12 protein-coding genes are annotated in these 12,054 nt (G+C 63.9%); 7 read left to right on the plus strand and 5 right to left on the minus strand.

Going from position 1 to position 12,054, the window contains the following annotated elements; all coding sequences use genetic code 11:
* Window positions 1-30 precede the first annotated feature (30 nt).
* Both hemA and murI read right to left on the minus strand, forming a co-directional pair.
* On the minus strand, window positions 31-1,251 hold the full coding sequence (hemA, locus tag WFP36_RS00280) for a 5-aminolevulinate synthase (protein ID WP_336978652.1): 1,221 nt from the start codon (window positions 1,249-1,251) through the stop codon (window positions 31-33).
* A gap of 128 nt (window positions 1,252-1,379) precedes the next feature.
* The gene (gene murI, locus WFP36_RS00285; RefSeq protein ID WP_336976888.1) at window positions 1,380-2,174 is read right to left on the minus strand and encodes a glutamate racemase; all 795 of its coding nucleotides are present in this window, start codon (window positions 2,172-2,174) and stop codon (window positions 1,380-1,382) included.
* A 141-nt stretch (window positions 2,175-2,315) separates the two neighbouring features.
* Between murI and plsY the strand changes: the two genes are divergently transcribed.
* From plsY to WFP36_RS00320, 7 genes are all read left to right on the plus strand, one after another.
* Window positions 2,316-2,909: a glycerol-3-phosphate 1-O-acyltransferase PlsY gene (plsY, locus tag WFP36_RS00290; RefSeq protein WP_336976890.1), complete on the plus strand. Its 594-nt coding sequence runs from the start codon at window positions 2,316-2,318 to the stop codon at window positions 2,907-2,909.
* Window positions 2,906-4,036: a DNA-processing protein DprA gene (dprA, locus tag WFP36_RS00295; protein ID WP_336976892.1), complete on the plus strand. Its 1,131-nt coding sequence runs from the start codon at window positions 2,906-2,908 to the stop codon at window positions 4,034-4,036. The genes plsY and dprA overlap by 4 nt, the downstream gene beginning before the upstream one ends.
* Window position 4,037: 1 nt before the next feature.
* Window positions 4,038-4,700: a hypothetical protein gene (locus WFP36_RS00300; RefSeq protein WP_336976893.1), complete on the plus strand. Its 663-nt coding sequence runs from the start codon at window positions 4,038-4,040 to the stop codon at window positions 4,698-4,700.
* Window positions 4,701-4,769: 69 nt separating this feature from the next.
* Window positions 4,770-5,456, plus strand: a complete 687-nt coding sequence (locus WFP36_RS00305; RefSeq protein WP_336976895.1) for a hypothetical protein — start codon at window positions 4,770-4,772, stop codon at window positions 5,454-5,456.
* 106 nt (window positions 5,457-5,562) lie between these two features.
* On the plus strand, window positions 5,563-8,142 hold the full coding sequence (gene topA / locus WFP36_RS00310; protein ID WP_336976897.1) for a type I DNA topoisomerase: 2,580 nt from the start codon (window positions 5,563-5,565) through the stop codon (window positions 8,140-8,142).
* An 85-nt stretch (window positions 8,143-8,227) separates the two neighbouring features.
* Window positions 8,228-8,848 (plus strand): hypothetical protein, encoded by a 621-nt coding sequence (locus tag WFP36_RS00315; RefSeq protein ID WP_336976899.1) that lies wholly within the window; start codon window positions 8,228-8,230, stop codon window positions 8,846-8,848.
* A 76-nt stretch (window positions 8,849-8,924) separates the two neighbouring features.
* A complete protein-coding gene (locus WFP36_RS00320) occupies window positions 8,925-9,539 on the plus strand; it encodes a hypothetical protein (protein ID WP_336976901.1) in 615 nt (204 codons plus the stop codon).
* Between the two features lie 3 nt (window positions 9,540-9,542).
* Here WFP36_RS00320 and era read toward each other — a convergent pair whose 3' ends face one another.
* The 3 genes from era to lepB are packed head-to-tail and all read right to left on the minus strand — an operon-like array spanning window position 9,543 to window position 12,003.
* The gene (gene era, locus WFP36_RS00325; protein WP_336976903.1) at window positions 9,543-10,445 is read right to left on the minus strand and encodes a GTPase Era; all 903 of its coding nucleotides are present in this window, start codon (window positions 10,443-10,445) and stop codon (window positions 9,543-9,545) included.
* Window positions 10,442-11,149 (minus strand): ribonuclease III, encoded by a 708-nt coding sequence (gene rnc / locus WFP36_RS00330; RefSeq protein WP_419716603.1) that lies wholly within the window; start codon window positions 11,147-11,149, stop codon window positions 10,442-10,444. Before rnc ends, era begins: the two co-directional genes overlap by 4 nt.
* Entirely contained in the window at window positions 11,122-12,003 is an 882-nt protein-coding gene (lepB, locus tag WFP36_RS00335) for a signal peptidase I (protein ID WP_336976906.1), read from the minus strand. The genes rnc and lepB overlap by 28 nt, the downstream gene beginning before the upstream one ends.
* Window positions 12,004-12,054: the final 51 nt, after the last annotated feature.

Genomic DNA, 12,054 nt, shown 5'->3' on the forward strand with positions numbered 1-12,054 from the left:
GTGACGGGCGAGTGGACGCTCGCCCGAAGATCACGCGGCCTTGCGCAGTTCCAGGTCCAGACGGTCCCAGATTTCCACCAGCGCCTCGGTCAGCTCACGCATCATTTCCTGGGTATGCGCCGGGCCGGGAGTGAAGCGCAGCCGTTCCGTGCCGCGGGGCACGGTGGGGAAATTGATCGGCTGCACATAGACGCCGTATTCGGCGAGCAGGATGTCGCTGATCTTCTTCGCGCGCACCGGATCGCCCACCATCAGCGGAACGATATGGGTGGTGGAATCCATCACCGGCAGGCCGGCATCGCGGAAGGACTGCTTCAGGAAAGCCGCGGCGGCCTGCTGGCCATCACGCTCCACGCTGGATGCCTTGAGGTGCTTCACGGCCGCCAGCACGCCAGCAACGAGCACCGGGCTGAGCGAGGTGGTGAAGATGAAGCCGGGAGCATAGCTGCGGATGCAGTCGATGATCTTCTTGTCGGCAGCGATATAGCCGCCCATCACGCCGAATGCCTTGCCCAGCGTGCCTTCGATAATGTCGATGCGGTGAGCCGCTTCGTCACGATCGGTAATGCCGCCGCCGCGCGGGCCGTACATGCCCACGGCATGGACCTCGTCGATATAGGTCAGCGCGTTGTACTTTTCCGCAAGGTCGCAGATCGCGTGGATCGGCGCGATATCGCCGTCCATGGAATAGACGCTTTCGAAGGCGATCAGCTTGGGCAGGTTGGGATCGGCTTCGGCCAGCAATTCTTCCAGATGGGCCACGTCATTGTGGCGGAACACGCGCTTGTCGCAGCCCGAATTGCGGATGCCCGCGATCATGCTGGCGTGGTTCAGTTCATCCGAGAAGATGATGCAGCCCGGCAGGAGACGGGCGAGAGTGGAAAGCGTCGCGTCGTTCGAGACATAGCCCGAGGTGAACAGCAGCGCGGCTTCCTTGCCGTGCAAGTCCGCCAGCTCGTTTTCCAGCTCGATATGATAATGGGTGTTGCCGCCGATATTGCGGGTGCCGCCCGAACCGGCGCCGACATCGTGCAGCGCCTCTTCCATCGCTTCGATCACCTTGGGGTGCTGGCCCATGGCGAGATAGTCGTTGGAACACCAGACCGTGATCGGCTTCGGGCCGTTATGGCCGGCAAAGCAGCGCGCGTTGGGGTAGGCACCCTTGTTGCGCAGAATGTCGATGAAAACGCGATAGCGGCCTTCCGAGTGAAGCCTGTCAATCGCCTGGTCGAAGATCTGGTCGTAATTCAACGGATCCATCCGTTCCTAGCGCTGCAATCGAACCCCGATGCGGGACTCGCCGGGCAGCCAGAGCAATTTCGCGCGCCTTACGCCATGACCCATGTCAATAAAAGCACGGAGTTTGCGACGGGTTCGCATTAAAGATGATCAATGTGATCGAGGCCGTAACTCGACAGGGCCGGGCGCAATTTTTCCAGACCGCCATTTGTGCCGGTGAACACGGCAATGTCCGGCCATTTGCGTTCGAAGCTCTGGCCCTGGGTCAGGAAGGCAATGCGGCGCGCAATGCCTGCCGCGCCGTCCACGAACTGCACGCCCGGGCCGAGCGCCTGGCCCAGTTCTTCTTCCAGCAGCGGGAAATGCGTGCAGGCGAGCACGACCGTGTCGATCTTCTCCCCGCCGGGCTGGTTGCGCAGACCTTCGGCGGCGCGGGCATAGACGGCTGGATCGACCGGCTCGCCCCGCAATTTGGCTTCCGCCGCTTTCACCAGATCGGGTGCCGCGTGGCGCAGCAGCAGCTTGTCCTGTGCGAATTCCCGCTCGAGATTGTCCACATAGGCCTGGCGGATCGTGGCCGCCGTGCCGAGCAGGCCAATCGCGCCGGTCTTCGTCATGGCAGCGGCGGGCTTGATCGCAGGGACGGTACCGACCACCGGCAGATCGAGCGCCTCGCGCACCGCAGCAAGGGCAATCGTGCTTGCGGTATTGCAGGCGATAGTGACCAGGCGCGGATGGTATCGCTCCACCAGCCGCCCTAGCAGGGCGGGCACGCGCGCGGCGATCTGCGCCTCAGTCTTCTCGCCATAGGGCAGGGCCGCATAGTCGGCGACATAGATCACCGGCGCCTGCGGCAGCAGCTTGCGCACTTCCGCCAGCACGGTGAGCCCGCCGACTCCGGAATCGAACAGCAGGATCGGAGAGCTGGGGTCCATTGGCGCGGGATGGCCAATGGCGCGCCGGGCGTCAACTGGCTGGCCGTGACTGCCCACTTTCGCAGCGGGAATGGATTGTTTTCGTGACCTCGAAGTGCAAGGCGTCGGCTATAGAGCACGGACGACGGGAAGGGACGATTCATGGGCGATTGGCAGGCAATTCTGGCGGCGGCGGGGCTGGCCTATCTGCTCGGCTCGATCCCGTTCGGCCTGTTGCTGACCCGTATCGCCGGGTTGGGCGACGTGCGGCAGATCGGCTCAGGCAATATCGGCGCCACCAATGTGCTGCGCACCGGGAACAAGGGGCTGGCCGCACTGACCCTGCTGCTCGATCTCGCCAAGGGTGCGGCTGCCGTGCTGGTGGTCGGACGGCTGTTTCCGGGGCTGGAAGGGCTGGCGGCCTTGGGCGTGGTGCTGGGGCACTGCTTCCCCGTCTGGCTGAAATTCAAGGGCGGCAAGGGCGTGGCGACCACGGCGGGCGTGTGCTTCGGCATCGGCTGGCCCATCGGCCTGGCCTATGCGGTGGTGTGGATCGGGATGCTCGCGCTTACCCGGATCAGCTCGCTGGGCGGATTGAGCGCGGCGGTGGCTGCACCGGTCGCGGCCTATGCCTTGGGCTATCATGCGGCGTTTCCCTGGCTGGTGGCGATTTCGGCGCTGGTGATCTGGCTGCACCGGGCAAACATTGTGCGCCTCAGGAACGGCACGGAGCCGAAGATCGGCTCGAAGAAGTGAGCGAAGCGGCCCTGTCGCAGGAGACGCTTTCCCAGCACGAGGCCTTTGCCCGCATCCGCCTGCTGCGCTCGCCCAATGTCGGGCCGGTCAGCTTCCGCCAGTTGCTGCGCCGTTTCGGCACGGCCATCGCCGCGCTGGAGGCTTTGCCCGATCTGGCGGCCAGAGGCGGCGGCAAATACCGCGCTGCCCCGCGCGAACGGGTCGAGGCGGAAGTGGCCGCAGTGCGCCGGGCCGGCGCGCGCTATCTGTTCCACGATTCCCCGGACTATCCGCCCTTGCTGGCCGAGATCGAGAGCGCGCCGCCGGTGCTGACCGTCCGGGGCGATGCGGCGCTTGCCGCGCGGCCCTGCATCGCGATGGTAGGCGCACGCAATGCCTCTGCCGCCGCCATGCGGCTGGCACGCGATCTGGCCGCAGAGCTTGCGGCGGAAGGCTACACAATCGTCTCCGGTCTTGCCCGGGGGATCGACGGGGCGGCGCATCGGGGCGCGATGCCCGCCACCATCGGCGTAATCGCCAGCGGGATCGATATCACCTATCCGCCGCAGCATGTGGAATTGCAGGAAGAGATCGCGCAGGCGGGCTTGCTGCTGGCCGAACAGCCTGCCGGAACGGAACCGCGCGGCAGCCATTTCCCCAGCCGCAACCGCATCATCGCAGGGCTCTCGCTGGGAACCCTGGTGGTCGAGGCCGCGCCGAAATCGGGTTCGCTCATCACCGCGCGCCTGGCGGGCGAATTCGGGCGCGAGGTGATGGCCATTCCCGGCTCCCCGCTCGATGCGCGCAGCCATGGCTGCAACCAGCTGATCCGCGAAGGGGCCGTGCTGGTCCAGTCGGCGGCGGATGTGATCGAACTGGTTTCCGGCTTCGGCGGAATGCCCCGCGCGCACCTGCGTTCAGCTCCGCAGGACCAGTTCGAAGTGCCGTTGACTGGCGAGCCGGAAGACACGGAAGAAACGGCCGATATCGCGGGTCTGCTCACCACGGCGCCGGTGGCGGTCGACGAACTGATCCGGCAGTCGGGCACGAGTGCATCGGCCGTGCAGATGGCGTTGCTGGAACTGGAGCTGGCAGGCAGAATCGAACGGCACGCCGGGGGGCGGGTCAGCGCAATAATGGGGGGATAGGATGGGGTGGGGCGATCCGGCGGAACTGCAAACTCAAGATATCCATGCCGAAATGAAACGGCTGGCGCGGAACGCGCCGGTTGAGATCGCAATTGTCATTGCAGGCATGACTGCGATGGGGATCGCGACGGATTTCAGCAGCAATTCGGGTGGGATGACCTTCGGTCTCTCCATACTCAATCTCGCCGCAGGATATTGGCTGACAATCAGGCTCATGGAGAAGGGAGGCCTGTTGCCGGGCGGGAAAGACCGGGGCTTTGGTTCCTATTTCGGTCTCGGGTTGTTGTCAGGGTTGGGAATTATCATCGGGTTGCTCCTGCTGGTAATACCGGGCGTGATCCTTCTCGTACGCTGGTTACCCGCGTACGGCTTCATGTATGGAGAAAGGCTGAGCGCCACGCAGGCATTGGAGCGAAGCTGGCAGGCCACCAGACCGCATTTTCCAGCATTGCTCGTGGCTGCTCTGCTTCCCATCGCGTTCTATGTCATTTCGATCGCGGTCTACGAATTTCCGCAATATCTGCCCGGCATGCCATTTCTTGCTCTCTCCCTGGTCGGCAATCTCGCAGCTTTTCTGAACCTTGTGTTATGGAGTCTGCTCGGGCTGGCCAGTTATTCATTGCTGGGCGCGGATCAGGGCGAGGCAGCCGAAGTATTCGCCTGACCATCACCCCTTGACTGTGCCGCCGATTGCCCCAGCTTAAGTATGGGACTGCAGGAAAGAGGGGAAAACATGGCTACTTTGCCAAGCAGAGGCCTGAAGGCGGGCCTCATTATCGACAAGACCGTGGACGTATTGGGCAAGAGCGTGGGCCCGGCGCTGGCTTTTATCGCAGTGCTGGTCCTGCTCGGAACGGGTGTCGACTATCTCAGCACCCAGGCGCAGCAGGCATTTTCGGTTGCTGCGCTGTTTCAGGCGCTCGCCCTGACGCTGGCGCTGGTCGTGGTCAGCATCGTGGGTTCCTATCTGCTGATCGAGGCCATGCTCAAGCGCACCGGCCTGATGAGCTATGAGGGTGATCGCCGCTTCTTCGCCTATCTCGGCATGTCGATCCTCATCGGCCTGGCCGTGGGCCTGGGGCTGCTGTTCCTGATCATTCCGGGCCTCGTCTTTATGGCGCGCTGGAGCGTGGCCCAGTCCTTGCTGATCGGGCGCGGCACCGGCGTAATGGATTCCATGGGCAAGAGCTGGGAAGCGACCAAGGGCAATGAAGTGTCGATCATTCTGGCGGCGCTGGCGATGACGGTCCTGTTTTATGCCCTGGCGTTCCTGCCCGCGATCCTGTTTCCGGAACTGGGCATTGCCGCCACGGTGATCGGGCGGATCGGCAGCAGTGCCGCCAGCGTGATCTCGACGGCCATGGGCGTGGCGCTCTACGGCCTTATCAGCGCCCGCGACGTGGTGGGTGTATTTGACTGAGCTTTGCGGGCAAAAGCCCCTATCGCGCTAATTGGCGGCTTGACGAACAGGTCGAGCCGCCACCACCCTCGCGCGTACGTACGTGTAGAAGTCTTTCAGGATACCCATGCAGCTTGTGATCGTAGAGTCGCCCGCCAAGGCGAAGACCATCGAGAAGTATCTCGGCAAGGACTTCAAGGTCCTGGCCTCCTACGGCCATATCCGCGACCTGCCGCCCAAGGACGGCTCGGTCCGTCCGGACGAGGATTTCGCGATGGATTGGGAAACCTATCGCGACAAGGTTTCGCGGGTGAAAGAAATTGCGGACGCGGCCAAGACTGCCGACCGCCTGATCCTCGCCACTGACCCTGATCGCGAGGGTGAGGCGATTTCGTGGCACGTCAAGGAACTGCTGGCCAAGCGCAAGGCGCTGCCCAAGGAAGTGGAGCGCGTTACTTTCAACGCCATCACCAAGCAGGCGGTGACGGAAGCGATGAAGCATCCGCGCGATCTGGACGCCGACCTGATCGACGCCTATCTCGCCCGCCGCGCGCTGGATTATCTGTTCGGCTTCACGCTCTCCCCGGTGTTGTGGCGCAAGCTGCCCGGCGCCAAGAGCGCGGGCCGCGTGCAGTCGGTCGCCCTGCGCCTGATCTGCCAGCGCGAGCATGAGATCGAGATCTTCAAGCCGCAGGAATATTGGCAGGTCCTCGCCCGGATGGAGCAGGACGGGACGGAATTCGAAGCGCGCCTCGTCCGTTTCGACGGGGAGAAGCTCGAGCGCCTCTCGCTGGGCGATCAGGGCATTGCGCTGAAGGCCAAGGCCGCGGTCGAAGCCGGGCGCTTCACGGTGGAAGAGGTGGAGACCAAGCCGCTGCGCCGTAATCCCGCGCCCCCGTTCACCACCTCCACACTGCAGCAGGAAGCCGCGCGCAAGCTGGGCTTTTCCGCCAGCCACACCATGCGCTGCGCCCAGCATCTCTACGAGCAGGGCGCGATCACCTATATGCGTACCGACGGCGTGCAGATGGACCCGAGTGCCATTGCCGCTGCGCGCCGGGCAATTGCCGATCGCTATGACGGGCATTTCCTGCCCGAAAAGCCGCGCCATTACGAAACCAAGGCCAAGAACGCGCAGGAAGCCCACGAAGCGATCCGCCCGACCGACTTCACGCGCGATCATGCCGGTTCGGGCGACGAAGCGCGCCTCTATGAACTGATCTTCAAGCGCGCGATGGCGAGCCAGATGGCCTCCGCCAGCCTTGAACGCACCACTGTCACCATGCGCGATCCCACCGGCCGCCACGAACTGCGCGCCACCGGACAGGTGGTGAAGTTCCCCGGCTTCCTCGCCGTCTACGAGGAAGGCCGCGACCAGAAGGGCGAGGATGAAGAAGGCGAGGGCCTGCTGCCCGTGATGCACAAGGGCGACAGCCCGGCCAAGAAGGCCGTGGACGCCACCCAGCACTTCACTCAGCCGCCGCCGCGCTATTCCGAAGCCAGCCTCGTCAAGCGGCTGGAGGAACTCGGCATCGGGCGTCCTTCCACCTATGCCTCGATCATTCAGGTGCTGAAGGACCGCAATTACGTCCGCACCGAGCGGAACCGCTTCTTCGCGGAAGAGAGCGGGCGCCTGCTGACCGCGTTCCTCGAACGCTTCTTCCCGCGTTACGTGGGCTACGATTTCACCGCCGAGATGGAGGATGAACTCGACGACGTTTCGGGCGGCCGCGCCGAATGGAAGAAGGTGCTGGAAGAGTTCTGGCGCGACTTCAAGCCGAAGAGCGACGAGGTCATGGAGCGCAAGCCCAGCGAAGTGACGCAGGAACTCGACGCGTTCCTCTCCGACTATCTCTTCCCGCCCAAGGACGACGGCAGCGATCCGCGCCTGTGCCCGAAGTGCGGCGAGGGCAAGCTGGCCCTGCGCGGCGGGCGCTTCGGCGCTTTCGTGGCCTGCTCGAACTATCCCGAATGCAAATATACCCGCCGCTTCGCCCAGCCGGGCGGAGAGAATGGCGACGGCGGCGAGGATGGCACGCTCGGCACCGATCCGGTGACTGGCCTCGAAGTTCTGCGCAAGGTCGGCCGCTTCGGTCCCTATATCCAACTGGGCGAGGAGAAGGACGCCAAGCGCGCGTCCATCCCCAAGGACATCCCGGAACTCGATCTGGAATGGGCGCTCAAGCTGCTCAGCCTGCCGCGCGAGGTGGGCAATCATCCGGAGAGCGGCGAGCCGATCACGGCCAGCATCGGGCGCTATGGCCCCTATCTGGCGCATAATGGCAAATATGCGAAGCTGTCCTCCACTCGCGACGTGTTCGAGACGGGGATGAACGCCGCAGTCTCGCTGCTGGCCGAAGCGGCCAATCGCGGGCCGGGGCGTTCCTCGGGCACCAAGGCAGAGCCGATCAAGGTGCTGGGCGCGCACCCCACCAGTGGGAGCGAGATGAAGGTGATGCCGGGCCGCTATGGCCCCTATGTCACCGATGGCACCACCAATGCGACCATCCCCAAGGACGTGAAGCCCGAAGACCTCACCGAGGAACAGGCCATCGCCCTGATCGACGCTCGCGTCGCCAAGGGGCCCGCCAAGAAGAAGGGCGGGGCGAAGAAGGCTCCGGCCAAGAAGGCGGCTGCAAAGAAAGCGCCCGCGAAAAAGAAGGCCCCTGCGAAGAAGAAAGCGGCGGCCAAGGACGAGGCGGAGTAACAGCCTCTCCAGGATGAATGATCCGGCGGTTGAATATTATCGCCGCCGGGTTACTCTTCTCCTCGGGAAAAGGAGAGGATTTGTCATGCTGGAACTGATCGCAGCCGCAGTGGCCCTGACGCTTCCGGTCGCGGATGGCCGGCTTGAACGATCCATCGAAAGCGATCTGCCGCGCGAAGTGGCAGAGAGCGATTTGGCCGGGATCGTCTACGAAGCCTATGTCGACCGGCAGGGGCAGATCACCGATTGCAAGGTTGCCGGCGTGCTGGGCAATCAGCGCGACCGTTCGGCGGCGATGGACATGTGCAGCGCGGTGAAGGGCAAGCGTGTGAAGGCCACGGCGCGCGGGGCGGATGGCAAGCCGATGCCGGCAGTGTTCCGGGGCGTGGTGTCGCTCGCCAGCAATTCCATAGCGCTGGACCGTTTCCCGATCGAGCCCGATGTCCGCTATCAGGTGGACCAGCTTCCCGGAGGAGCAAAGGCGGCAGTCCGCCGCAACCTCGTGGTCCAAGTTGACGGGCAGGGGCAAATCACTGCCTGCGGAGCGGCTGGCGGCAAGGAAACGCCCGACACGGCCACCGCCTGCGACATTGCCCAGTCCGTAACCCTGCCGATCCGCAAGGGCGCCGACGGGCAGGGCGAGAGCTACCTCTATCCGCTGCTGTTCGAATTCACCGACATGCCGTTAGTGGCGCTGGCCGACTGAGCGATCTGAATTATCGGGCCTCGTGAACAGGCCGGGGCGTGAACAGGCCGGGGGAAGGTAAGTGCTTGCATTGATTATGGCTGCGGCCGCTACGATTGTTGTGCCCATGCCGACAGGCAAAGATGCACAACACGTTATGTGGCACGCAGGAAAAGGTGTCGACACTCATAACCGCTGGGCTGCGGCGGTGCTCGACATGTGGGTAGGGCCGGATGGCAAAGTGGTATCATGTGGCATTTCCCGCTTCCTTGGCAGCGAAGGCGTAGCCGACGGCATGTGTGCAGCCATGATAGGCAGAAAGCTTGGCGGCCCGAAAGATGTCGACGGAAACAAGAGCTATGCCCTGGTGAGGTCCAGCTTCGCCATTTTTCCTGATTCGCAGAGGCACAAACTGTCTGAATTCAATGCGAAAGTGGTCGACCTGATGGCTGAGGGTAACCGTAAAGCCGTTTCGCCAGGGCAACACTCGCCGGGCCCGATCTACCTCAGGCTGATGATCGGCAAGGACGGTAAACTCGCGGCATGTCAGGCGGACAAGGACGTGGCCACGGATGCGGCGAGCGACGCATGCGCGGCGATCTCGTCTATTGAGTTCGAGCGAAGGGTCGATGGGGCTGGAAACCCGGTTTCATACGTCGGGAGTGAGACTGTCGAATTCGTGACCAACGCCGATCCGGCCCCGGCCAACTAGCGCTCACCGCACCCAGTCCAGCCCCATTTCCTCGAAGATCTCGCGGCTTTCGGCCCAGTTTTCCTCCACCTTGACGTGGAGGAACAGGTGGACTTTCACGCCCAGCAATTCGGCCAGTTCCTTGCGGGCGGCCTCGCCGATGGCCTTGATCTTCGCGCCGCGCTTGCCCAGCACGATGGGCTTCTGGCTTTCGCGGCCGATCACGATCTGCTGGTGAATTTCCAGGCTGCCATCGGCCAAGGTCTTGTAGCTTTCCGGGCGGACGGCCGAGTCATAGGGCAGTTCGTCATGCAACTGGCGGTAAAGCTGCTCGCGCGTGATTTCGCAGGCCAGCAGCCGTTCGGAGGCATCGCTCACCTGATCTTCGGGATAGTGCCATTCGCCTTCGGGCATCAGCCCGGCAAGGCGCGCCTTGAGTTCAGGCACGCCGTCGCCGCTCAAGGCCGAGACGAAGAACACTTCCGAGAAGTCCGCCTTGGCCGAAAGTTCCTGCGCCAGAACCAGGAGCGGCTCCTTGGCGCTGGCATCCACCTTGTTGAGCACCAGCAGCTTGCGTTCCGGCCGGTCCTTCAGAGCTTCCAGCAGCGGCTCCAGCTCGTGGCGGCGCTGCTTGATGGGGTCTACCACCAGCAGGATCGCATCGGCTTCCTGCGCGCCTTCCCAGGCGGCGCTGACCATCGCCCGGTCAAGCCGGCGCTTGGGCGCGAAGATACCCGGCGTGTCGGCCAGGATGATCTGGGTTTTCCCTTCCAGCGCAATGCCCAGCAGGCGCGCGCGAGTGGTCTGCGCCTTGGCGCTGACGATGGCGACCTTCTGGCCGACCAGCGCATTGACCAGTGTGGACTTGCCCGCATTGGGGGCACCGATCACGGCCACTACGCCGCAATGGGTCGCTGCTTCGCTCATGCGAACTTCTCCATGAATTCCTTGGCGGCCTGCTTTTCGGCCTCGCCCTTGCTCGATGCGGTGGCCTGCGCTTCGCCCACGCCTTTCACGCTTACCGCCACGGTGAAGCGCGCGGCATGGTCCGGCCCCTGCCGGTCCACCAGCGTATATTCCGGCATGCGCCGTCCGCTGCCCGCCGCCCATTCCTGCAGCGCGCTCTTGGGGTGCTTGGACTGGCCGACTTCGCCCTTCACTGCGTGTGACCACAGCTTGCGAACCAGCACGCGCATCGCATCGAAGCCATGCTCCACGAAACCGGCGCCCAGCAGCGCTTCCATCACGTCGCCCAGAATATTGTCGCTGTCGGCGCCGCCATCGGCCCGCGCCTGCGATCCCAGCCGGATATGGTCGGGCAGGCCGATCCGACGCGCGACGGAGGCGCACATCTGGCGGCTGACCAGCGCGTTGAGCCGCTGAGACAGCTTGCCTTCGGCGTGGCTTTCCCGCTCATGCAGCCAGTCTGCAATCACCAGGCCCAGCACGCGGTCGCCAAGGAATTCCAGCCGCTGATAGTCGCGGGCATCGCCGGTGCTGCCGTGAGTCAGCGCCTCCACCCACACATCGTCCTTCTCTATCGGTCCAAAGCCTAGGTCTTCAAGGAAGGTTCGGGCCTCGGGCGTCAGCGTCAGCTTGCCGCTCAAAACGTGCCCCCCAGCCGGTCCCATCGGGCGGCAGTGAACCAGGTCCAGGGCAGCGGCCAGGAAGAGGAACCGTCGGTCGACCACATCATGATCGAGGCCTTGCCCACCAGATTGTCCTGCGGGACGAGGCCCACACCCTGTCCGGGCACGGCGGGGAAACGGCTGTCGAGCGAATTGTCGCGATTGTCGCCCATCATGAACAGCATGCCATCCGGCACCACCACGGCAGGCGTATTGTCCTGCGGCGTGATACCGTAATCGAGCACGTTGTAGCTCACCCCATTGGGCAGGGTCTCGCGGAACTGGGGATAGCGGCAGACGGGCAGGCCATCCTTGGTGGTGGCCGCGAATTGCGCGGAATAGCAGCGCGTATTGGGCGAAACGGGGATTTCGAAATCGGCAATGCGCTGCTTCTTCACCGCGATGCCGTTGATATGCAGCACGCCGCCGATCATCTGGATCTGGTCGCCCGGCAGGCCGATTACGCGCTTGATGTAATCCTCGCGGTTGAGCGGCGGGGCCTTGAAGATCGCGATATCGCCGCGTTCGGGCTGGCTGGCCAGCATGCGGCCTTCGGGGAAGGGGCGGACGCCGAACGGCAGCGAGTTGTTCGAGAACCCATAATTCCATTTGGATGCAAGCAGATAGTCGCCATTCTGCAGGCGCGGCAGCATGCTCTCGCTGGGAATGCTGAACGGCGCGAAGGCCAAGGTGCGGAAGGCCAGCATGATGACGATCAGCTTCAGCAGAAAAATGAAGAAGCTGCCTTCTTCCTTTTCCTTCTTCGCCGGCTGCTCGGCAGGCATGGTGCCGGGCACCTCGGCAAGGGCAGGCTTGGCGGCAGCGGGATCGGCCGCTGGGGTGGTCGTTTCTGTCATTGAGCCTGCACTTGTGGGGCGCGCCGCCTGCCGTCAAGTAGGCAGCGGAAA

This window comes from Fulverythrobacter fulvus (genome assembly GCF_037154085.1).
GTDB lineage: Bacteria > Pseudomonadota > Alphaproteobacteria > Sphingomonadales > Sphingomonadaceae > Andeanibacterium > Andeanibacterium fulvum.

Coding starts and splice junctions, on each gene's coding strand:
- murI (WP_336976888.1), bottom strand. CDS start 2,174: ATGGACCCCAGCTCTCCGATCCTGCTGTTCGATTCCGGAGTCGGCGGG.
- WFP36_RS00305 (WP_336976895.1), top strand. CDS start 4,770: ATGGCTACTTTGCCAAGCAGAGGCCTGAAGGCGGGCCTCATTATCGAC.
- era (WP_336976903.1), bottom strand. CDS start 10,445: ATGAGCGAAGCAGCGACCCATTGCGGCGTAGTGGCCGTGATCGGTGCC.
- topA (WP_336976897.1), top strand. CDS start 5,563: ATGCAGCTTGTGATCGTAGAGTCGCCCGCCAAGGCGAAGACCATCGAG.
- WFP36_RS00300 (WP_336976893.1), top strand. CDS start 4,038: ATGGGGTGGGGCGATCCGGCGGAACTGCAAACTCAAGATATCCATGCC.
- lepB (WP_336976906.1), bottom strand. CDS start 12,003: ATGACAGAAACGACCACCCCAGCGGCCGATCCCGCTGCCGCCAAGCCT.
- WFP36_RS00320 (WP_336976901.1), top strand. CDS start 8,925: ATGGCTGCGGCCGCTACGATTGTTGTGCCCATGCCGACAGGCAAAGAT.
- rnc (WP_419716603.1), bottom strand. CDS start 11,149: ATGGGACCGGCTGGGGGGCACGTTTTGAGCGGCAAGCTGACGCTGACG.
- plsY (WP_336976890.1), top strand. CDS start 2,316: ATGGGCGATTGGCAGGCAATTCTGGCGGCGGCGGGGCTGGCCTATCTG.
- WFP36_RS00315 (WP_336976899.1), top strand. CDS start 8,228: ATGCTGGAACTGATCGCAGCCGCAGTGGCCCTGACGCTTCCGGTCGCG.